This is a genomic window from Nocardia sp. IBHARD005, assembly GCF_052814245.1.
The window spans coordinates 1835573-1856373 of sequence record NZ_CP199935.1 but is presented as its reverse complement, the minus strand read 5'-3'; the positions used below and the strand labels follow the sequence as shown (position 1 = coordinate 1856373).

General features: G+C 68.2%; 20 protein-coding genes. 8 read left to right on the top strand and 12 right to left on the bottom strand.

Annotated features, from left to right (window positions below):
• Nucleotides 1-72: 72 nt before the first annotated feature.
• The 8 genes from era to hrcA form a co-directional block, all read right to left on the bottom strand.
• Entirely contained in the window at nucleotides 73-984 is a 912-nt protein-coding gene (gene era / locus ACTWPB_RS08675) for a GTPase Era (RefSeq protein ID WP_446225166.1), read from the bottom strand.
• Nucleotides 977-1312 carry a cytidine deaminase gene (locus tag ACTWPB_RS08670; protein ID WP_446225165.1) on the bottom strand — a complete coding sequence of 112 codons (336 nt, stop codon included), beginning with the start codon at nucleotides 1310-1312 and terminating at the stop codon, nucleotides 977-979. The genes era and ACTWPB_RS08670 overlap by 8 nt, the downstream gene beginning before the upstream one ends.
• Nucleotides 1305-2663 (bottom strand): hemolysin family protein, encoded by a 1359-nt coding sequence (locus tag ACTWPB_RS08665; RefSeq protein ID WP_446225164.1) that lies wholly within the window; start codon nucleotides 2661-2663, stop codon nucleotides 1305-1307. The genes ACTWPB_RS08670 and ACTWPB_RS08665 overlap by 8 nt, the downstream gene beginning before the upstream one ends.
• Nucleotides 2660-3208: an rRNA maturation RNase YbeY gene (gene ybeY / locus ACTWPB_RS08660; protein ID WP_364410399.1), complete on the bottom strand. Its 549-nt coding sequence runs from the start codon at nucleotides 3206-3208 to the stop codon at nucleotides 2660-2662. The genes ACTWPB_RS08665 and ybeY overlap by 4 nt, the downstream gene beginning before the upstream one ends.
• 107 nt (nucleotides 3209-3315) lie before the next feature.
• On the bottom strand, nucleotides 3316-4380 hold the full coding sequence (locus ACTWPB_RS08655; RefSeq protein ID WP_446226265.1) for a PhoH family protein: 1065 nt from the start codon (nucleotides 4378-4380) through the stop codon (nucleotides 3316-3318).
• A 200-nt stretch (nucleotides 4381-4580) separates the two neighbouring features.
• Entirely contained in the window at nucleotides 4581-5321 is a 741-nt protein-coding gene (locus ACTWPB_RS08650) for a 16S rRNA (uracil(1498)-N(3))-methyltransferase (protein ID WP_446225163.1), read from the bottom strand.
• Between the two features lie 4 nt (nucleotides 5322-5325).
• On the bottom strand, nucleotides 5326-6480 hold the full coding sequence (gene dnaJ, locus ACTWPB_RS08645) for a molecular chaperone DnaJ (RefSeq protein WP_446225162.1): 1155 nt from the start codon (nucleotides 6478-6480) through the stop codon (nucleotides 5326-5328).
• A gap of 130 nt (nucleotides 6481-6610) precedes the next feature.
• On the bottom strand, nucleotides 6611-7645 hold the full coding sequence (gene hrcA, locus ACTWPB_RS08640) for a heat-inducible transcriptional repressor HrcA (RefSeq protein ID WP_446225161.1): 1035 nt from the start codon (nucleotides 7643-7645) through the stop codon (nucleotides 6611-6613).
• Between the two features lie 368 nt (nucleotides 7646-8013).
• Between hrcA and ACTWPB_RS08635 the strand changes: the two genes are divergently transcribed.
• Nucleotides 8014-8412: a hypothetical protein gene (locus ACTWPB_RS08635; RefSeq protein WP_446225160.1), complete on the top strand. Its 399-nt coding sequence runs from the start codon at nucleotides 8014-8016 to the stop codon at nucleotides 8410-8412.
• Nucleotides 8409-9890 carry a hypothetical protein gene (locus tag ACTWPB_RS08630; RefSeq protein WP_446225159.1) on the top strand — a complete coding sequence of 494 codons (1482 nt, stop codon included), beginning with the start codon at nucleotides 8409-8411 and terminating at the stop codon, nucleotides 9888-9890. The genes ACTWPB_RS08635 and ACTWPB_RS08630 overlap by 4 nt, the downstream gene beginning before the upstream one ends.
• A gap of 66 nt (nucleotides 9891-9956) precedes the next feature.
• Here ACTWPB_RS08630 and ACTWPB_RS08625 read toward each other — a convergent pair whose 3' ends face one another.
• The 3 genes from ACTWPB_RS08625 to ACTWPB_RS08615 form a co-directional block, all read right to left on the bottom strand.
• A complete protein-coding gene (locus ACTWPB_RS08625; RefSeq protein WP_378918832.1) occupies nucleotides 9957-10199 on the bottom strand; it encodes a hypothetical protein in 243 nt (80 codons plus the stop codon).
• 322 nt (nucleotides 10200-10521) lie between these two features.
• Nucleotides 10522-11763 carry a radical SAM family heme chaperone HemW gene (hemW, locus tag ACTWPB_RS08620; protein ID WP_446225158.1) on the bottom strand — a complete coding sequence of 414 codons (1242 nt, stop codon included), beginning with the start codon at nucleotides 11761-11763 and terminating at the stop codon, nucleotides 10522-10524.
• A gap of 141 nt (nucleotides 11764-11904) precedes the next feature.
• Nucleotides 11905-12333 (bottom strand): SgcJ/EcaC family oxidoreductase, encoded by a 429-nt coding sequence (locus ACTWPB_RS08615; protein WP_446225157.1) that lies wholly within the window; start codon nucleotides 12331-12333, stop codon nucleotides 11905-11907.
• Nucleotides 12334-12766: 433 nt separating this feature from the next.
• Between ACTWPB_RS08615 and ACTWPB_RS08610 the strand changes: the two genes are divergently transcribed.
• The 5 genes from ACTWPB_RS08610 (at nucleotide 12767) to ACTWPB_RS08590 (ending at nucleotide 18437) form a co-directional block, all read left to right on the top strand.
• Nucleotides 12767-14551, top strand: a complete 1785-nt coding sequence (locus ACTWPB_RS08610) for a nitrite/sulfite reductase (protein WP_446225156.1) — start codon at nucleotides 12767-12769, stop codon at nucleotides 14549-14551.
• 20 nt (nucleotides 14552-14571) lie between these two features.
• Nucleotides 14572-15291 carry a phosphoadenylyl-sulfate reductase gene (locus tag ACTWPB_RS08605; RefSeq protein ID WP_446225155.1) on the top strand — a complete coding sequence of 240 codons (720 nt, stop codon included), beginning with the start codon at nucleotides 14572-14574 and terminating at the stop codon, nucleotides 15289-15291.
• Nucleotides 15288-16241, top strand: coding sequence for a sulfate adenylyltransferase subunit CysD (gene cysD / locus ACTWPB_RS08600; protein WP_446225154.1), 954 nt, complete (start codon nucleotides 15288-15290; stop codon nucleotides 16239-16241). Before ACTWPB_RS08605 ends, cysD begins: the two co-directional genes overlap by 4 nt.
• Nucleotides 16242-16356: 115 nt before the next feature.
• Nucleotides 16357-17652, top strand: a complete 1296-nt coding sequence (locus ACTWPB_RS08595; RefSeq protein WP_446225153.1) for a sulfate adenylyltransferase subunit 1 — start codon at nucleotides 16357-16359, stop codon at nucleotides 17650-17652.
• Nucleotides 17652-18437, top strand: coding sequence for a sirohydrochlorin chelatase (locus ACTWPB_RS08590; protein ID WP_446225152.1), 786 nt, complete (start codon nucleotides 17652-17654; stop codon nucleotides 18435-18437). Before ACTWPB_RS08595 ends, ACTWPB_RS08590 begins: the two co-directional genes overlap by 1 nt.
• Here the strand turns inward: ACTWPB_RS08590 and ACTWPB_RS08585 are convergent.
• The gene (locus ACTWPB_RS08585; RefSeq protein ID WP_446225151.1) at nucleotides 18395-20032 is read right to left on the bottom strand and encodes an FGGY-family carbohydrate kinase; all 1638 of its coding nucleotides are present in this window, start codon (nucleotides 20030-20032) and stop codon (nucleotides 18395-18397) included. The genes ACTWPB_RS08590 and ACTWPB_RS08585 overlap by 43 nt on opposite strands.
• Nucleotides 20033-20141: 109 nt before the next feature.
• On the opposite strand from ACTWPB_RS08585, the gene ACTWPB_RS08580 reads away from it, so the two are divergent.
• Entirely contained in the window at nucleotides 20142-20792 is a 651-nt protein-coding gene (locus ACTWPB_RS08580; protein ID WP_446225150.1) for a hypothetical protein, read from the top strand.
• Nucleotides 20793-20801 lie beyond the last annotated feature (9 nt).

Here is a 20801-nt window from a genome sequence, read left to right as displayed (position 1 = left end):
ACGATCAGCGACCACGCCGAACGAACCGGCGTGTTCGCCGAACGATACCCCGAACCGCCGACACTCAAACGGTCAAAAGCCCAGCTTCCCCAGCTGTTTCGGGTCGCGCTGCCAATCCTTGGCTACCTTCACGTGCAGGTTCAGGTAGATGCGGGTGCCGAGAATGTGCTCGATCTGTTTGCGGGCATTGGTGCCGACCTCTTTGAGGCGTGCGCCGTTCTTGCCGATGATGATCGCCTTCTGGCTTGGCCGCTCGACGTACAGCAGGGCATGCACTTCGAGCATGTCCTCGTTCGCCGCATAGGGCTCGATGTCCTCGATGACCACGGCCAGCGAGTGCGGCAGTTCATCGCGCACGCCTTCGAGCGCGGCCTCGCGGATCAGCTCGGCCATGAGGGTTTCCTCCGGCTCGTCGGTGATCTCGCCGTCGGGGTAGAACGCCGGACCCTCGGGCATCAGCGAGGCGATCACGTCGACGAGCACCTCGACCTGTTCGCCCTTCACGGCCGACACCGGGACGACCTCGGACTCGGGACCGAGCAGCTTCACCAGCGCCATCAGCTGGTGGGCGATCTCGTCGCGGCCCACCTTGTCGATCTTGGTGACCACACCGAGGATCTTGGTCTTGGGCGCCATCATCTTGATCTGCTCGACGATCCAGCGGTCACCGGGACCGATCTTCTCGTCGGCCGGGATGCACAGCGCGATCAGGTCGACCTCGGAATAGGTGTCGCGCACCAGGTCGTTGAGGCGCTGGCCGAGCAGGGTGCGCGGGCGGTGCAGGCCGGGGGTGTCGACCAGGATCAGCTGGGCGTCCTCGCGGTGCACGATGCCGCGGATGGTGTGGCGGGTGGTCTGCGGGCGCGAGGAGGTGATCGCGATCTTGGTGCCGACCAGTGCGTTGGTCAGCGTCGACTTACCGGTGTTGGGCCTGCCGACGAAACAGACGAAGCCGGAATGGAATTCCTTGCCGGAATCAGCCACCGTGCACCTCGCTCAGTACGGCGCCGGTGTGGTCGGTGCGCACGACCGTGGCCGACGGGGAGACCTCGCGCACCGCGTCGATGCCCGCGTCGTTGGCGTCACCGCCGACGACGACCGCCGCCTCGAAACCCTCGGCGCCGCTCGAGATCGCGGCGGCCACGGCGGCCTGCAGTGCGGTCAGGCGCAGTGCGGTCAGCGCCACCTCGCCCGCGGCGTAGGTGCGGCCGTCGGTGTCGCGCACCGCGGCACCGCTCGCGCCGCCGGTGCGGCCAAGCGCGCCACGGGCCAGCACCAGCAGTTTGTTGTCCTCGGCGTCCAGTTCACTCATGGTTTTCTCCGTTGTCGTCGGGCACGCGCACCTGGTCGGTGTCGGCGGTTGCCTCGTCGGTGGCGCCCTTGCGGGGCTTGTCGGTCTTCTTCTCCTTGTCGGCGGCCCGGCGCACCAGCACGGTGTTGACCCGCATGCGCCCGCGCGCGTCGGCGCCGCCCTCGCCGCGCAGCACCAGCCCGTAGACGGTCACCTTGGAGCCGGGCAGCGGGACACGGCCCAGCTCGTGCGCGAGCAGTCCGCCCACCGTGTCGACGTCGTCGTCCTCGATGTCGAGGCCGTACAGCTCCCCCAGGTCTTCCACCGACAGCCGCGACGAGACGCGGTAGCGGCCGTCGCCGAGGTCTTCCACGGGCGGGGTTTCGTCGGTGTCGTATTCGTCGGCGATCTCACCGACGATCTCCTCGAGCACGTCCTCGATGGTCACCAGTCCCGCGATACCGCCGTATTCGTCGACCAGCAGCGCCATGTGATTGCGGCGGCGCTGCATCTCGTCGAGCAGTTCGTCGAGCGGCTTGGAATCGGGAACGAAGACCGCGGGCCGCATGACCTCGCGCACCGATACCTTGCGGGCGCGATCGGCATAGGGCACAAGGTCTTTCAGGTAGACCACGCCGCGTACGTCGTCTACGTTCTCGCCGATCACCGGGATCCGGGAATGGCCGGAGCGCACGGCCAGTGACATCGCCTGGGCGGCGGTCTTGTCGTCCTCGATCCACACCATCTCGGTGCGCGGCACCATCACCGCGCGGGCCGGGGTGTCGCCGAGTTCGAAGACCGACTGGATCATCCGGCGTTCGTCGTCGGCCACCACGCCGCGCTCGCGGGCCATGTCGACCACCTCGCGCAGCTCGATCTCGGAAGCGAAGGGGCCGTTGCGAAATCCCTTACCGGGAGTGATCGCGTTGCCGAGCAGAATCAGCAACCGGCTGACCGGGCTGAGCACCGCGCCGATGATCTGCAGCGGCACGGCGGCGGCCAACGCGATCGAGTAGGCGTGCTGGCGGCCGAGGGTACGCGGGCCGACGCCGATCACGACGTAGGAGACAACGACCATCAGCATCGCGGTGACCAGTAGCGCCGTGCTCTCGTTCCACAGGTCCAAGGTCGCCGCGGCCAGCAGTACGGTCGCGGTGATCTCACACAGAATGCGCAGCAGGACAGCGAGATTCACATAGCGTGGGCGGTCGTCGACGATCTTGCGCAGTCGCACGGCGCCGGGGCGCTCCTCGCGGACCATGTCGTCGAGCCTGGCCCGGGACACCGTATTCAGTGCCGAGTCGACACCCGCGAACACCCCGCCGATTCCGATCAATCCGATCGCCAGCGGGATCAGGGTCAGTGCTGTCACGCGGGGCCTTCACCGGGTGCGGTGAAACCTGCCTTGCCGAGTAGTCGGTCGTCACGCTCGGCCAGCTCGGCGCGGCGCTGTTCCTCGCGCAGGCTCACGTACCACTCCTCGAGCAGCTGTGCCTGCAGCGCGAACATCTCCTTCTCCTCCTCCGGCTCGGCATGGTCGTAGCCGAGCAGGTGGAGCACGCCGTGCACGGTGAGCAGGGCCAGCTCGTGGTCGAGCGAATGGTCGGCCTTCTGCGCCTGACCCATCGCGAACTCCGGGCACAGCACGATGTCACCGAGCATGGACGGGCCGGGCTCAGGGCTGTCGGGACGACCGCCGGGCTCCAGCTCGTCCATCGGGAACGACATCACGTCGGTGGGGCCGGGCAGGTCCATCCAGCGCACGTGCAGGTCGGCCATGGTGTCGAGATCGACGAGCACCATCGACAGTTCGGCGGCCGGATGTACGTCCATCCGGCCGATCACGAAACGTGCGACGCTGACCAGGTCTTCTTCGGGAACGTCCATGCCCGATTCGTTGGCGATCTCGATGCTCACCTGTTCAGGGTACGGTGCTGGCCCGACGCCACCGGGAGCGGCATCGGGCCAGCTTGATCGCCCGTCAGGGACACGGTCACCGGCCCCGACATCGAGCACCGCGCCGGTTAGCGGCGGTCGGTGCGACCGGCGGCCCTGCGCTGGGCCCGATTGCCCGGGTAGTGCGGGCCGGGGACCGCGCGGGTGTCGGATTCGAAGCGGTCGTAGGCGTCGACGATGTCGGAGACCAACCGGTGGCGGACCACGTCGGCGCTGGTGAGCTCCGAGAAGTGGATGTCTTCGATATCGATGAGGATCTCCGCGGCCGCTCGCAGACCCGAGCGCTGCCCGTTGGGCAGGTCGACCTGCGAGATGTCGCCGGTCACCACCATCCGCGAGCCGAAGCCGAGGCGGGTGAGGAACATCTTCATCTGCTCGGCGGTGGTGTTCTGCGCCTCGTCGAGAATGATGAACGAATCGTTGAGGCTGCGACCACGCATGTACGCCAGCGGTGCGACCTCGATGACGCCGGAAGCCATGAGCTTGGGAATAGCTTCGGGGTCCATCATGTCGTGCAGAGCGTCGTAGAGCGGGCGCAGGTACGGGTCGATCTTGTCGTTGAGCGTGCCCGGCAGGAAGCCGAGCCGCTCGCCCGCCTCGACCGCGGGCCTGGTCAGGATGATGCGGGTGACCTGCTTGGACTGCAGGGCCTGCACCGCCTTGGCCATCGCCAGGTAGGTCTTGCCGGTACCGGCGGGGCCGATGCCGAACACGATGGTGTTGTCGTCGATCGCGTCGACATAGCGCTTCTGGTTCAGCGTCTTGGGGCGGATGATCTTGCCGCGCCGCGACAGGATGTCCAGGCTCAGCACCTCAGCAGGCGATTCGTGCACGCCTTCGTCGGTGAGCATCGAGATGGTGTGGCGGACCGCCTCGGGGGTGATCACCCGGTTGCGGCCGGTCAGCGCCACGAGCTGCTCGATGACCCGCTCGGCCAGCGCCACATCGCCCGCTTTACCGGTGATGGTGACGGTGTTGCCACGGACATGGATGTCGGCCGGAAGCAGTTTCTCCAGCTGACGCAGGTTCTGGTCGGCCGAGCCGAGGAAACCGAAAACCGACTCCGGGGCGAGCTCGATGCTGGAACGCACGGTCCGCGCCGCGGGACCAGCATTGTTTCCGCCTGTGCCGATGTCTGATACGGGGTTGGTGGGGTTGCCGATCTCGCCTGAGTTCTTCAAAAGTGGCTACAGCCTGCTTCCGGTTTCGACCTGGTGTTCGATGAGATCAGTTTACCGCCGAGCACTGACACCGCACAGTGGTTAAAAATGCGCCCGTGGTATGCCGTTCGCGACACCATCGGAATACCCGATCCCGGGCGGTCCACTCCTGCTCACCAGCGTGCGGTCAACGCCCCCAGCGCACCGAGCGCGACCGCAGCCGCGGTGGAGGTGCGCAGGACGGTCGGGCCGAGGAGCACGATGTCGGCTCCGGCCTCCGCCAGTGCGGCCAGCTCGGCGTCGTCGAGGCCGCCCTCGGGGCCGACGATCAGCACCACTTCGCTCGCCTCGCCCAGCGGCAGTTCGGTGAATTTGCCCGCACCGGATTCGTGCAGGGCCGCGACGATCGCGCCGTCCGCCTTGGCTTTTCGCACCAGTTCCACCAGGTTGCGGGTGCGGTGCAGGTCGGCGATCTCGGGGATGTAGGCGCGACGGGATTGACGCGCAGCGGACTTGGCCGCCGCACGCCACTTCTCGATGCCCTTGGCGGCCTTGGCTTCCCAGTTCGCGACGCAGCGCGCGGCCTGCCACGGGACGATCAGGTCCGCGCCCGCCTCGGTCATCAGTTCGACGGCCAGCTCGGAGCGGTCCGACTTGGGTAGCGCCTGCACCACGGTCACCGCGGGGGTGGGCGGTGCGGCGACACGACGGTCGCGGACCGCCAGCTCGAGCCGATCCTTCTGGGCCGCAACGACTTCCGAATCGGCCAGCACCCCGTGTCCATCGGACAGGGTGATCGGCTCGCCGACCTTGATCCGGCGCACGGTCGCCGCATGGCGACCCTCCGGACCGTCGAGCACCGCGACGGCGCCCGGCTCGGGCACCTCATCGAGATAGAAGACCGTCGCGGCCACGGGCTCAGCGTCCGCTGAACGACGCGCGCAGCCGGGCGAACAAGCCGCTGTTGTGCTCGGACTGGGTCGACATCACCTCGGCGCGATCCTTGTCGCGCATGCCCTTGAACTTGCGCAGCAGATCGGTCTGCCTGCCGTCGAGCTTGCTCGGCACCACGATGTCGAGGTGGGCGAGCAGGTCGCCACGCGCACCCGAGCGCAGGCGCGGCATGCCGTGCGCACGCAGCTGGATGACCTCGCCGGGCTGGGTGCCCGCCGCGATGGAGAGCTCGGTGGGGCCGTCGAGGATGGTGTCGACGACCACGGTGGTGCCGAGGATCGCGTCCACCATCGGCACCCGGACGGTGCAGTGCAGGTCGTCGCCGTCGCGAACGAAGGTGTCGTGGGGCTGCTCGACGACCTCGACGTAGAGGTCACCGGCGTGGCCGCCACCGGGGCCCACCTCGCCCTGAGCGGCCAGGCGAACCCGCATGCCGCTGGCGACACCGGCCGGGATGGGCGCGGCGATCTCGCGACGGGCACGCACCCGGCCGTCGCCACCGCACTTGTTGCAGGGGTCGGGGATGGTCTCGCCCGCGCCACGGCAGGTGGGGCACGGACGCGAGGTGAGCACCTGGCCGAGGAACGAGCGCTGCACCGACTGCACCTCGCCCGCGCCGGCGCAGGTCTCGCAGCGGACCGGCTTGGAGTTGCCGTTGGTGCCCGAGCCGACGCAGACATCGCACAGGATCGCGGTGTCGACGGTCAGATGCTTGGTGACACCGACCGCGCATTCGGCCAGGCTCAGCCGGGTGCGGATCAGCGAGTCGGCGCCGGGCTGCACGCGACCACGCGGCTTGCGCTGGCCACCGCCCTGGCCGCTCATCCCGCCGAAGAAGGCCTCGAAGACGTCGCCGAGGCCGCCGAAGCCCGCACCGTTGAATCCCGCTCCGCCGCCGCCGTTTTCGAGCGGGTCACCACCGAGGTCGACGATCCGGCGCTTCTCGGGGTCGGTCAGCACCTCGTAGGCGGTGGAGACGTCCTTGAAGCGGGCCTGCGCGCCCTCGTCCGGGTTCACATCGGGGTGCAGTTCGCGGGCCAGTTTGCGGTAAGCGCGCTTGAGCTCCTGGTCGGTGGCGTTCTTGCCGACGCCGAGCAGTCCGTAGTAATCCCGTGCCACGTGAGTTCTCTAGTCCTTGGTCGGTGTGGGCCGGCCGAGCGCCGGGCGCATCCTTTAGTCGAATCCACTCAACTTTACCGGCCGAAGTATCGACCTTAACAGTCCGGTAGTTGTCGTTCCCGAGCTGGCTTCACCTTTCGGCGAGCACCTCGCCGATATAGCGGGCCACGGTCGCCACCGATGCCATGGTGCCCGGGTAGTCCATGCGCGTGGGGCCGAGCACGCCCATCCCGCCCAGTACGGCACCGGCCGCGCCGTAGCCGGTGGAGACGACCGAGGTGCCGCGCATCTGCTCGACCTGGGTCTCCTCGCCGATCTGCACCGTCACCTGGCCCGGCTGCTGCGCGGCGGCGAGCAGTTTGAGCACGATGACCTGTTCCTCCAGGGCTTCCAGCACGGTGCGCAGGGAGCCGGGGAAGCCGAAATCGGCGACATTGCGGGTGAGGTTGGCCGTGCCGCCGAGGACCAGGCGTTCCTCAGGATGTTCGACCAGCGTCTCCACCAGGACTGTGGAGACCCGGACCAGCACGTCGCGGATCTTGGCCGGTGCGCGTTCGGGCACCCCGGCCACCGAGGCACTGGCGACCGAGAGCAGTTTGCCGTCCATGGCCCCACCGAGCAGGCCGCGCACCGCGGCGAGGTCCTCGTCGGAGATCACCGCGCCCAGATCGACGATGCGCTGGTCGACGCGACCGGTGTCGGTGATCACCACCAGCAGCAGGCGGGCGGGATTCAGTGCGACGACCTCGATATGGCGCACGATCGACGCTGAGACGGTGGGGTACTGCACGACGGCGACCTGGCGGGTGAGCTGGGCCAGCAGGCGCACGCCACGACGCAGGACGTCGTCGAGATCGACACCGGATTCGAGGAATTCCATGATCGCCCGGCGTTCGGCGCCCGAGAGCGGTTTCACCTCGGCGATCCGGTCGACGAACTCGCGGTAGCCCTTGTCGGTGGGGATGCGGCCCGAGCTGGTGTGCGGCTGGGTGATGTAGCCCTCGGCCTCGAGCACCGCCATGTCGTTGCGGATGGTGGCGCTGGAAACGCCGAGGTGGTGCCGTTCCACGAGAGACTTGGAGCCGATCGGTTCCTTGGTGGCGACGTAATCGGCGACGATCGCTCGAAGGACCTCGAAACGTCGATCTTCGGTGCTCGACGCCATCGACCCCACCTTCCTCGCTCGTGCTGGTACGTCATGCCTACCGTGCTGCGTTCGCACAGGGTCGCACGCGGACGCTCGCAGCGTCTCGTTGTCCAGTCTAATTGTCTCGTTCGGCGATCACCGGATCGCACGGCTGTCCGGCATCGAACTGTCATCCGGGGATATTCGGCTTCGGGGGCGGTGTTCGGCCTGCCGACCCGGTCGAGCGCGGCTCAGAGTTATCCACAGGCCCGAGTTGTCCACAGATGGGATTTCGGGGGTTGTCGGGCCCTGGTGGCGGGCGTAGGTTCGGGACTGAATCAGGGGATCTACCAGCAATTTTCAACTATCGACCGTGGTGCGGGGAGGAAACTGTGGTGCGTCCGGGTGTGGTCGGCGAGGCGTGGCATTTCGGGTCGAGCGAGGTCTCGGTGCGGCCGGCGGAGTTCGCCGGGATCGACGATGCGTGTGGGGAGTTCCTGCTGGCGATCGCGCGGATTCGGGCACTTGCCGTGGAAGTCGGCGATCAAGTGCATTGGGGACTGGGTGAGGGGCAAGCACGGCTGATATCCGGTTCCACGTTGGTGGCGCGATTGCGCTCTGTGGCGGCAGCGAAGGAGAACAGCATCGCTGCCGTATTGGATCGACATTCGCGGATCGTGGGCGATATTCGCCAGTCGTTCCGGGAGGTGCGCGATCTGATGATGGTTGCCGACGAAGAGTGGGCCGATCGACTTACATCGGTGGAACCCTCTGCGGGACAACCTATTTCCATGGAGTCGGTGTGACCCGCCGCGAGCCGAGCGGCATTCGCGGCGGCGGTCCGAATCCGAACTTTTCCGGCGGCACCCCGAATTCGGGTTTTCCCGGCGTCAGCGAGAGCACGCATACCGGTAGCCATAGCGGTTTCACACAGACCGGTATTCCCGGCGGCGGGGAGAATACGCATTCTTGGCGACACCGGGAGATCGTCGCGGCATTCGAGGCGCTCGAGGTGACCGATGCCTTGGCGCAAGCGGATCGGTTCGCCCAGATCGCGCGATGGTGGGACGACGGTGTGCGCGCTTTCCGGCACGCGGTGGAGGGGTCGCTCGCGCTGGCTTGGTCGGGCGTGGGGGCATCTGCGGCTGGTTCCGCGGTCGAGGGCTATGTCGCGCAAGCGCACGAACTGACAGTCGCACTGGAGGAGTTGCCCGGTGTGGTTCGGGCGGCGGCCGAGGCGATCGTGGCGACCAAGTACGCGGTCGGGTCGCCGGTTGTCGAGGAAACCGGCACTTCGGCATGGTCGGTGAGTGGGGCGGTACACGCCGCGGGCTCGGCATCGGCGCACGGTGTGGCTTCGGCCGCGCAGGAGGATGCGCGCGCCGCGATGCGGGAGCGGTACGTGCTGCCGTTCGCTGAGCTGGTTGCTCGTATTCCGTTGCTGCCCATACCGCTTCGGTCGTTCGACTCCGGCGGGTCAGACATCCGGCAGATGCTGTTCGGCACCGCAGGGCAATCGCGGGGACACAGGCGTGCGTGGTCGCCGGGCGAGGTTTCGGCAGGAGCCGGGGAGAACCCGTCCGCCGCGACCAAGGAGAGCTCGGAGGTCAGAGCGATCGGGGATTCGGAAACGGTGGGACGCGATGGCCGCCGAACAGGAGTTCCGACCGGCGGGTCGGACAGGCTCGACAGCCGGTCGGAATCCGATGACGGGGCGGCGCGTTCGGGCAGCGCTACGACGATGGCCTCGGCATCAGCGGGTGTCACCGGCGCCACACCGCCGAGCGGCACGGCTGCGTTGACCACACCTGGCGGCTCGTGGTCGCTCACAGCGCCTCCGGGGAATTCCGCGGCGGCCATCGACCCCGTGGTCGTTTCGGCGGGGCGCGATCCATCGACTGGGCGTACCGCCGGCACGAGGGGGGCCGGTGACCGAACCGCGGGGGGCGCTCCGCGGTACCAGCCGTCTGGTCAGCCCCACGTGTCGAGGCCAGGTATCGGGCACAGCATTCCCGGATCGACAGGCCCGGTCATCGGGGCCAACCCACCATCGGGGAATACCCCAGCCAGGGCGGTCGATCGCTACTTCCAGTGCGCCGGAGCATCACCGGCAGTGCCGGCACCAGGCGTGGACGCCGTGCGAGGCCTGCCGGAGTACTTGATCACGTCGGCGAATACCGCGGAACTGCTCGGTGCGCCACGACCGGCGGTAGCAGGTGGGGTGATCGGGGGTGGCGATGACTTCGTGCCCGGCGAGCAGCGCTCACCGGCGACTCGGGGCTGACGGCGATGTCAGCGAGCCGTCGGGACTCTTCAGCAATGGCCGCCCGGGCGGGCGGCCGATGCCGAATCAGACTCGGGCAGCTGCGCCGCAGCGAGCGGCCGAGTCGGGAGCGCCGACCTCTTTGCCCGCGAGGGCATCAAGGCCGAGCATCGCCAGCAGCGCGCCGCAGTCGTCGGCGTCGTTGGAGTGCGACGCGACCGTCCTCGCGGCGACCGCGCACTGACGCGCGTTCTCCGCCTTCTCGGCGGAGCGCGCTTCAGCGAATTCGCTCTGCTCGTGGACGAGGGTGATGTGCCGTTCGGTGGACATATAACTCCCTAGGATCGAGTTGAAGCCTACGCCCCTAATCGTTATCTTCCACCCCGAACCCACCGAACATACCCTTAGAGCACCCCACTGTTCCGGGCCCCCAACCAGGTGTGCATTGGCTTGATACCCCAGGATGACCGGGCAATCTTTGGTACCGATCCCAAGCCGGAGAAATCTCGAAATTCAGATCACGATGACATCACCGCCCGCGCGATTCCCCGACCTGCTCAACAGCGTGTCGAACGCCAACCGCTGAGTCGACAAACCTTCGGAAAAGACCGCCGCGGATCGGTCGAGAAACCTCCAGCGCGCCCTTCGACGATCAGGTGAGAAGGTCGCGGACGATGCCGTCGGCGAGGAGACGGCCTCGGTCGGTGAGGACCAGGTTGTCGCCGGTGATGTGGGCGAGACCGTCGGCGATGATCCGGTCGAGGGCGGGGGCGGCGGACGGGGCCAGGTCCGTGAGGGGCATGCCGGTGCGGAGGCGGACCGTGAGCATGAGGTGTTCGGTGTAGCGCTCGTCGTCGGTGAGGGCTTCCCAGCCCGCGGCGGGGAGTCCACCGAGGGCTACCCGATCGGCGTAGCGGGCGGGGTGTTTGACGTTCCACCAGCGCACACCGCCGACATGGCTGTGCGCGCCGGGGCCCGCGCCGAGCCAGTCACCACCGTCCCAGTAGCCGAGGTTGTGCCGGCAGCGGGCGGAATCGCTTGCGGCCCAATTGGATACCTCGTACCACGTCAGACCGGCGGCGGCGAGGCGGGCATCGATGCGTTCGTAGCGGGCGGCGAGGACATCGTCGTCGGGTGCGGGCAGTTCACCACGGCGGACCTTGCGTGCCAACGCGGTCCCGTCCTCGACGATCAGAGAGTAGGCGGAAACATGATCGACACCGGCGGCCAGCACCGCGTCCAGACTCAGGTCCAGATCGGCATCGGTCTCGCCTGGAGTGCCGTAGATCAGATCGAGGTTCACGTGATCGAACCCGGCCGCACGCGCTTCCTTCGCCGCGGCGACCGCGCGACCCGGCGTGTGCGTGCGATCGAGCACCTTCAGCACATGCTGTGCGGCGGACTGCATGCCGAGCGAGATCCGGGTGTAGCCGGCCCCGCGAAGCCGCTCGAAGAACTCGGGCGAGGTGGATTCCGGGTTGGATTCGGTGGTCACCTCGGCGTCGGCGGCCAGCGGGAAGTTCGCTCGCACGGCATCCAGCACCGAGGCCAGCCCGTCACCACCGAGCAGCGACGGTGTCCCGCCGCCGACGAAGATCGTCGACACTTCGGGGGTTGCGCTCGGCAGGGCACCGAACTCGACCGCGGCGGTCGCGAGCTCGCCGCGCAACGCCTCCAGCCACGACTGGGGCGACGCCGAAGTACCCAGCTCCCCCGCCGTATAGGTGTTGAAGTCGCAGTACCCGCAGCGGGTGGCACAGAACGGCACGTGCACGTACACCCCGAACGCGCCACCCCCGAAATCGCGCAGCACCGGGCGATCGGCATCGGCCGGTGTCACGCCGGGAGCCCCGGAAGCAGCGCTGGTAATCACCCCTCCAGTCTGCCGGGCCATGGTGAACCGCCTCGTCCGGCCCCTCGCCGGGCACGCGTGCCGACCCCGCACGAGCCGGGCGCGCGGCTATCGGCGCACGGGCGGCGATCACCGACGACACGTCTGCCGGCCGACGACGATCTACCCGAACGTGTCAGTGCGTCAATCCGTCACCACGGGAGTGTTCTGGTTCGCGGTGAGCACCCAGGCCCCTGCCTCCTTGGTCATCACGTACAGCGGGGTGCCCTGACCGGACAGCTCGCCGTCGAGGGTGAAGTAACTCTGGCGGATCTTGACGGCGGCGACATCGGGCCGCAGGAAGAGCACGTGCTCGACCTCGTAGGTCGCGCTGCCCTGCGTCGTCGCGCCGGGCAGCACCTGAGCGGTGAACTCGGCGATGGCCGGGCGACCGAACAGGCGCTTGCCGTGACCGGTGGTCCAGATCGCGTCGTCGCGGAAGACGGCGACGAACTCCTCGGCCAGTTCGTTGGCTTGGGCGTGCGCGATGGTGTTGACGACGGCGCGGATGGCCGCGAGTTCGGTGTCGAGATCGGCGGGGGTCTGACCGGCGGCAGTGGCGTCGTTGCTCATGCCACTACTGTGCAACCTCGAGCGCGCTCCAGGTCAACCGCGCTGTGCGGCACCGCACACGCGTCGGCGCGACGTATCACAGGTCGGTTCCGCGCGGCGGGCTATGACCCCCGTCACAGAACGGGACGGCCGTCCAGGGAATTTCCCCCAAAAGTGCGGGAAATATCTCCTTGCGGTCGGACCGACCCGGTTGACGTGGCACAATAGGCGCATGCACGCAACTGGAGTACGACTCGTGGCCCGTCGCCACGTCGACTTCCAGCGTGTCTGTAGCGCCTGCTGTCGGCCCGGTTTCCACCGGTAGCGCAGCGGCGTCCACGCCCGGGTATCCCCCGGTGCCTTCGACTTTCATCGGCCCGCTGACCGCCTGACGCGAGCCAGCCCCTCGCGCCCTCAGCACGGATGTCCAATCACCCCGCAGGAGCGACCCACCATGACGTCGAGCACCGACGCCGGTTCGACCGAACAGTCGACGGCGCAGGCCCGCACTGAGCGTTCAGCTGCCCAGCGCCCGGCCCGCCCGAGCACCGATGCCCCGGTCGCGCCGCGCGCCCGCACCGGCAAGCCGGTCCGCCGCCGCTCCGAAGGCCAGTGGGCCCTCGGCTACCGCGAGCCGCTGAACCCGAACGAACAGTCCAAGAAAGACGACAACCCGCTCAACGTGCGTTCGCGCATCGAGAACATCTACGCCAAGGGCGGCTTCGACTCGATCGACAAGGCCGACCTGCGTGGCCGTTTCCGCTGGTGGGGTCTCTACACCCAGCGCGAAGAGGGCTACGACGGCACCTTCACCGACGACGACAACATCGACCTGCTCGAAGCCAAGTACTTCATGATGCGGGTGCGTTGCGACGGCGGCGCGCTCAGTGCCGCCCAGCTGCGCACCGTCGGGCAGATCTCCACCGAGTTCGGCCGCGACACCGCCGACCTGTCCGACCGCGAGAACGTCCAGTACCACTGGATCGAGGTCGAGAACGTCCCGGAGATCTGGCGCCGGCTCGAGTCGGTCGGCCTGCACACCACCGAGGCGTGCGGCGACTGCCCGCGCGTGGTGCTCGGTTCGCCGCTCGCGGGTGAGTCCCTGGACGAGATCATCGACCCCACCTGGGCGATCGACGAGATCGTCAAGCGCTACATCGGGAAGAAGGAGTACTCCAACCTTCCCCGCAAGTTCAAGACCGCGATCTCGGGCCAGCAGGACGTGGTGCACGAGATCAACGACATCGCCTTCGTCGGTGTGAACCACCCTGAGCACGGCCCCGGCCTCGATCTCTGGGTCGGCGGCGGTCTGTCCACCAACCCGATGCTGGCTCAGCGCGTCGGCGCTTTCGTGCCCCTCGAAGAGGTCCCCGATGTGTGGGAAGCGGTCGTCTCGCTCTACCGCGACTACGGCTACCGCCGCCTGCGCACCAAGGCCCGCCTGAAGTTCCTGATCAAGGACTGGGGCATCGAGAAGTTCCGTCAGGTGCTCGAGGACGAGTACCTCAAGCGCAAGCTCATCGACGGTCCCGCGCCCGCGCAGCCGGCCAAGCCGATCGACCACGTCGGTGTGCAGAAGCTGCGCAACGGCCTGAACTCCGTCGGCTTCTCCCCCATCGCCGGTCGCGTCTCGGGCACCATCTTGAGCAAGGTCGCCGATGCCGCCGAGAAGTACGGCTCCGACCGCATCCGCTTCACCCCGTACCAGAAGCTGATCGTCCTCGACATCGCCGACGACCAGGTCGACGCGCTGATCGACGAACTCGAACCGCTCGGTCTGCAGGCCCGCCCGTCGGTCTGGCGCCGAAACCTGCTGGCGTGCAGCGGTATCGAGTTCTGCAAGCTCTCCTTCGTCGAGACCCGCAAGCGTTCACAGGTGCTGGCACCGGAACTCGAGCAGCGCCTCGCCGACATCAACGCCGAACTCGACGTGCCGATCACCATCAACATCAACGGCTGCCCGAACTCGTGCGGCCGGTCCCAGATCGCCGATATCGGCTTCAAGGGCCAGCTCGTCGACGACGGCACCGGGAATCAGGTGGAGGGTTTCCAGGTTCATCTCGGTGGCAGCCTCGGCCTCGACAGCGCGTTCGGCCGGAAGTTGCGCCAGCACAAGGTGACCAGCGTCGAGCTCGGTGACTACATCGATCGCGTCGTCCGCAACTTCGTCAAGAACCGGGAATCCGGTGAACGCTTCGCGGTGTGGGCTGTGCGCGCCGACGAGGCCGACCTCCGATAGTCGATGAGGAGATCCCCACTGTGACAACCAATCTCGCGGCCAAACTGTCCGAAGACGAACTGCGCGCGCTCGCCGAGCAGGGCGCGGCCGAACTCGGCCCCGACGCCTCGCCCGCCGACCTGATCGCCTGGACCGACAAGGTGTTCGGCAACGGCTACATCGTCGCCTCGAACATGCAGGACGGCGTGCTGGTCCACCTCGCGGCACAGACCCGCCCCGGCGTGGACGTGCTGTTCCTCGACACCGGCTACCACTTCGCCGAGACCATCGGCACGCGCGACGCGGTCGAGGCCGTGTACGGCGTGAACGTGGTCAATGTGGCGCCCGAGGCCAGTGTCGCCGAGCAGGACGCACTGCTGGGCAAGGATCTGTTCGCCCGGGACGCCGCCGAATGCTGCCGGCTGCGCAAGGTCGTCCCGCTGAAGCGCTCGCTGAGCGGCTACAACGCGTGGATCACCGGCATCCGCCGCGTCGAGGCGCCCACCCGCGCCAACGCGCCGCTGATCTCGTTCGACGAAGCCTTCGGCCTGGTGAAGATCAACCCGATCGCACCGTGGTCCGACGACGAGATGCAGGCCTACATCGAGGCCAACGGCATTCTCGTCAATCCCCTGGTGGAGGAGGGTTACCCGTCCATCGGCTGCGCACCGTGCACGCGCAAGCCCGAGCCGGGGTCCGATCCGCGCAGCGGCCGCTGGGCCGGTATCGCCAAGACCGAATGCGGATTGCACCAATCATGACTATCACCGGGAGTGAGCCTGTGAGTACCAACACCACCGAACGCGAACTCGGCCTGACCGAGTTCGACACCCTCGCGGCGCTGGAATCCGAGGCGATCCACATCTTCCGTGAGGTCGCGGGCGAATTCGAGCGTCCCGTGATCCTGTTCTCCGGCGGCAAGGACTCCACGGTCCTGCTGCACCTGGCGCTCAAGGCCTTCTGGCCCGCGCCGCTGCCGTTCACGCTGCTGCACGTGGACACCGGGCACAACCTCGACGAGGTGCTCGAGTTCCGCGACAAGGTGGTCGAGCGCTACGGCCTTCGCCTGCACGTCGCCTCGGTCGAGGAGTACCTGGCCGACGGCCGCCTGACCGAGCGTCCCGACGGCATCCGCAACCCGTTGCAGACCGTGCCGCTGCTCGACGCCATCACCGAGCACCGCTTCGACGCGGTCTTCGGTGGCGGCCGCCGCGACGAGGAGCGCTCGCGCGCCAAGGAGCGGATCTTCTCGCTGCGCAACGCCTTCGGCCAGTGGGATCCCAAGCGTCAGCGTCCCGAGCTGTGGAACCTCTACAACGGCAAGCACGCGCCGGGTGAGCACGTGCGCGTGTTCCCGCTGAGCAACTGGACCGAGCTCGACATCTGGCGCTACATCGCCCGCGAGGACATCGACCTGGCATCGATCTACTACGCGCACGAGCGTCCGGTGTACTCCCGTGACGGCATGTGGATGACGCCCGGCGTATGGGGCGGCCCGAACGAGAACGAGGTCCTGGAGACCCGTTCGGTGCGCTACCGCACCGTCGGCGACGGTTCCACCACCGGCGCCATCATCTCCGACGCCGCCGACAACCAGGCCATCCTGGCCGAGGTCGCGGCGTCACGACTGACCGAACGTGGCGCTACTCGCGGCGACGACCGCGTGTCCGAGGCCGCCATGGAAGACCGCAAGCGCGAAGGCTATTTCTGATGCGTTCTGTGCTACTCACCAGGCCGAACGCGGCGCACAGCGCCCGACTCGGGGCGAGCGACGACCGTGTGTCCGAAGCCGCCATGGAAGACCGCAAGCGAGAGGGTTATTTCTGATGTCCGACCTATTGAGGCTGGCCACCGCCGGTTCTGTCGACGACGGTAAGTCCACTTTGGTCGGACGGCTGCTCTACGACACGAAGTCCGTGCTGGCCGATCAGATCGACGCGGTCACCCGCGCCTCGGTCGACCGCGGGCTGTCCACGCCGGACCTGTCGCTGCTCGTCGACGGCCTGCGCGCCGAGCGTGAGCAGGGCATCACCATCGACGTGGCGTACCGCTACTTCGCCACACCCAAGCGGTCTTTCGTGCTGGCCGATACGCCGGGACACGTGCAGTACACCCGCAATACGGTGTCGGGTGCGTCCACCGCGCAGCTGGTGATCCTGCTGACCGACGCGCGCAAGGGTGTGATCGAGCAGACCCGTCGCCACGCGGCCGTGCTCGCGCTGCTCGGTGTGCCGCGGCTGGTGCTCGCGGTGAACAAGATCGACCTCGTCGACAACCCGGCCGAGGTGTTCGCCGAGATCTCCGCCGAGTTCAACGAGCTCACCTCGAAGCTGGGCTGGGCCACCGAGGATGTCATCGAGATCCCGGTTTCGGCGCTGCACGGCGACAATATCGCCAGCCGCTCCGAGAACACCCCGTACTACGACGGCCCCTCGCTGATCGAGCACCTGGAATCGGTTCCGGTGGACGCGGATTCGACCGGCACGCACGCGCTGGGTCTGCGTTTCCCCGTGCAGTACGTGATCCGTCCGCGCACCGCCGAGTACCCCGATTACCGGGGTTACGCGGGTCAGATCGCGGCCGGTTCGGTCTCGCCCGGTGACGAGATCGTGGTGCTGCCCTCGGGGAAGAAGACCACCGTCGAGCGCATCGACACTCCGGACGGCGAACTGGCCGTGGCGCAGGTGGGGCGCAGCGTGACGCTGATCCTGGCCGACGAGGTCGACATCTCGCGCGGCGACATCATCGCCTCGGTGCACGACGCGCCGGAGTCGATCGACTCCTTCGACGCCACTGTGTGCTGGCTCGGCGACAAGGGCCTGCGTCCCGGCGCCCGACTGCTGCTCAAGCACGGCGCCAAGACCACCCAGGCCATCGTCGGCGCGCTCGTGGAGCGGTTCGACGAGCAGACGCTCACCGCGCAGCCGAGCCCGGAATCGTTGGAGCTCAACGACATCGGTCGTGTCTCGCTGCGGCTGGCCGAGCCGATCCCGGCCGACGACTACCGCACCAACCGGCACACCGGGTCGTTCCTGCTGATCGACCCCGCCGGTGGCAACACCCTCGCGGCCGGCCTGGTCGGCGATGTGCTGACTTCGGTCGAGGTCGGTACCGCGGTCTGATGAATCGCACGCTCGCCCCGCTGCGCGGCCCCGGTATGGCGCCGCGCGGCGGCGGCGAGCCCGCGCTGATCCTGGTCGCCCACGGCAGCCGTGACCCGCGTTCCGCGGCGAACGCGGCGGCCGTGCGCGATCGGATCGCCGCCGCACGACCGGATCTTCTCGTGCGGCTGGCCTTTCTCGATCTGAATGCGCCGTCCGTCGACCAGGTCGTCGATGCTGTCGCGGCGCAAGGGTGTTCGCATGCCATCGTGGTGCCGCTGCTGCTGGGCAGCGCGTTCCATGCCCGGGTCGATCTGCCCGGCCTGCTCGATGCCGCACGGCGCAGGCAGCCGCTGCTCGACCTGATTCAGGCCGATGTGCTCGGCCCCGATCCGCGGCTGATCGCCGCCCTGTGCGAGCGGATCAGCGAAGCGACAACGGGCTACCCCCGTGGCCGCGTCGGCATCGCCGTCGCCGCGGTCGGTTCCTCGCGCACCGGCGCCAACGAGCGCACTGCCGAGGTCGCCGTCGCGGTCGCCCGGCGCACCGGGTTGCTCACCGAGATCTGCTTCGCGACAAGCGAACCCACCGTGTCGGCCGCGACCGAACGACTGCGCGCCCGCGGTGCGGAGCGCATCGTGGTGGCGCCGTGGTTCCTGGCACCGGGTCTACTGACCGACCGATTGCGTACCACCGCACCAGGGCTCGTCCATACTCTGGCACTCGGAGCCCACCGGACGCTTACCGAGGTCGTGTGGGATCGCTACGACACCGCGCTCGGCGCCGAATGGGAACTCTCCGCCTGAGACACCGGCGGTTCGGCCGAGGTCGATCCGGAGGCCGTCTCGGAGGCGGCACCGGCGGTCGACCCGGCATCTGCGACGACCTGTTCGGACTCCGTGCTCGGCGCGACGGTGTCGGCAGTCGATTCCATTGTGGACGTGACGGCTTCTGTGGTCGATGCTGCCGAGCCTGGGATCGATCCCGTGTGGTCGACCACCGGGCCTGGATCAGTGGGCGAAATGGGGAAATGGGGCAGCCCGGGCGCCGGAATCTCGATCGATGGCGATGGCGGTGACGGCGCCTGCGACCCACTGTTATCGGCCGAATCCCCTCGCGGGTCGGGTAGCGGCGCGCTCGGTGAGTCCGCCTGGACGAGCGCGGTGGCAGCGACCGCGGGAACGCTCGTGGGCGGATCGATGCCAAGCACGTTCGCCGGAGCCGAGGGATCCCCTTGTGTTCGCAGTGACTCCGGCACAACGACCGCCGCGCGGGGGTTCCACCACATCACTGGGAGCCAGCGTGGCTGGGTCGCGACCGCGCCGGGCAACGGTGCCGATTCCCCGGCCCAACCGTCGACGAGCCGGCCGGGCAGACTGCGACCGGGCGCCGCTGCCACGGCCTCAGGCCTGCCGTCCTCGGCAGGCAACAGGGCGAGCACGGCCGGAATGAGCAGTGGCACAGCGAGCGCGGCACCGGCGAGCGCGGTGCGTGCCATCGGACGCCGGACCGGCACCAGCACCGTGTCGGTGGCCGACCGCCTGGCCCCGAGCAGTGCGGCACCACGGGCGACGGACTCGGCGGTCACGGGACCGCGAACGACCGGGCAGCCCAGCGCGTCGGCGAGGGTGTGCGCCACCACGAGCGGCGAGGCCGCGCCCCCGGCGAGGAGGATCGCACCGAGATGTTCGGGGGAAAGTCCTGCGGTGCGCAGGCATTCGTGCACCAGCGGCAGCGAATCCCGCACGAGCTGCGCGCGAACCGCCGTCCGGACGGGATCCGGCGACCCGGCGACCGGTTCGTCCGTGGGCGCCAGATCGTGCTCCGTGGCGGCTACGGCCGCGGCGGTGAACCGGCCACCGAAGGCATAGGACCGAATCGGCTGTCCAGCAATCCGATGCCCCTGCCGGTCGCGCACGACCACGGTGAGGTCGAGGGAGGTGGCACCGAGGTCGTACACCAGCATCGAATCTGTGGCGACGCCGAGTTTTTCGTTCGGTTCCTGCTGTTCGATCGGGTCGAGGGCCGCCGCTGCCGCGATCGGCTCCGCCACCAGCTCGACCTCGCCCAAGTGCGCCCGCGCGAGCGACCGCCGCAGCGCGGTGACGTGCTGCTCGGTGTAGACCGCCGGGTACGCGAGCACAGTGTGCTCGGCGAGAGCGCCCGCGGCGGCCATCGCTTCACCGAGAACCCGGGCGACAAGGTCGGCGGCCCCGGAGGCCGGCGTGCAGGACAGCTCGTACGCGAGGGTCAGGTCACCGAAACCGAGAATCCGCGGGTTCGCGCCGGAGCCGGTCGCCGCCGTGGTCCGACCGCTGCTGACCACCGGATCGGTGCCACCACCGACTGCGGCGCAGACGGTGTTCCGCGCACCGATGGATACTCCCCATCCGACCGTCATCCCACACCAATCTCTCGCGGCCGATGTGCGACCGGGAACGTTTTACCAGAATCGAAGACGTAGTTTAGCCTCTCCTAACATCTTGTTGAGACACCAGGCGGAGGCATCCATGCCACAGGGTTTGCTGGTCATTCGACCGAATATCGTGATGACACCGACGGTCTGGGGCACGCCGCATGCCCCGGCCCCGATACCGCGCGGTGGTCGCTGGCCCGCCCCGGAACCGTCCCGGCCGATCGGCCTGCTCGACTCCTGGTGGCTCGTCACCGCAGCCGCACTGGCATCGACGGGACTCCTCGGCGCGGCACTGTGGATCGCCACCCATGTGAACCCAGACCCGGTACTGCACACCGCGGGATTGTTCGTTCACCTCGCCGGGCTGACGCTCGGCTTCGGCGGCGTCCTGATCGCCGACTATCTGGCCGCCCTGTGGCTGCTCGGGCGCAGCACCCTCGCCGAGGCGATGGCCGGAGTCTCCCGAATGCACGTGCCGATCTGGCTCGGGCTCGCGGCGCTGGTGGCCAGCGGCTGCGTACTGGAACCGAATCTCGATTCCCCGTTGACGCAGACCAAGATGGTGTTGACCGCACTGCTCACCGTCAACGGATTACAGACCACGGTCTTGAGCAGGCGCCTGGCCGACCACTCGGCAGCACCACTGCCACCCCGATTGCTGGCGTGGGGCGCCGCCTCGGGGGCGATCTCCCAAGTCTGCTGGTGGGGAGCGATGGCCATCGGATTCTGGAACGCCCAGCGCTGACGGACCACG

Bases quoted from the DNA above. Each gene is read 5' to 3' on its own strand.
- ACTWPB_RS08670 (WP_446225165.1), bottom strand. From the start codon at position 1,312: ATGAGTGAACTGGACGCCGAGGACAACAAACTGCTGGTGCTGGCCCGT.
- hrcA (WP_446225161.1), bottom strand. From the start codon at position 7,645: ATGGCGTCGAGCACCGAAGATCGACGTTTCGAGGTCCTTCGAGCGATC.
- ACTWPB_RS08625 (WP_378918832.1), bottom strand. From the start codon at position 10,199: ATGTCCACCGAACGGCACATCACCCTCGTCCACGAGCAGAGCGAATTC.
- hemW (WP_446225158.1), bottom strand. From the start codon at position 11,763: ATGGCCCGGCAGACTGGAGGGGTGATTACCAGCGCTGCTTCCGGGGCT.
- ACTWPB_RS08615 (WP_446225157.1), bottom strand. From the start codon at position 12,333: ATGAGCAACGACGCCACTGCCGCCGGTCAGACCCCCGCCGATCTCGAC.
- ACTWPB_RS08610 (WP_446225156.1), top strand. From the start codon at position 12,767: ATGACGTCGAGCACCGACGCCGGTTCGACCGAACAGTCGACGGCGCAG.
- cysD (WP_446225154.1), top strand. From the start codon at position 15,288: ATGACTATCACCGGGAGTGAGCCTGTGAGTACCAACACCACCGAACGC.
- ACTWPB_RS08595 (WP_446225153.1), top strand. From the start codon at position 16,357: ATGTCCGACCTATTGAGGCTGGCCACCGCCGGTTCTGTCGACGACGGT.
- ACTWPB_RS08590 (WP_446225152.1), top strand. From the start codon at position 17,652: ATGAATCGCACGCTCGCCCCGCTGCGCGGCCCCGGTATGGCGCCGCGC.
- ACTWPB_RS08585 (WP_446225151.1), bottom strand. From the start codon at position 20,032: ATGACGGTCGGATGGGGAGTATCCATCGGTGCGCGGAACACCGTCTGC.
- ACTWPB_RS08580 (WP_446225150.1), top strand. From the start codon at position 20,142: ATGCCACAGGGTTTGCTGGTCATTCGACCGAATATCGTGATGACACCG.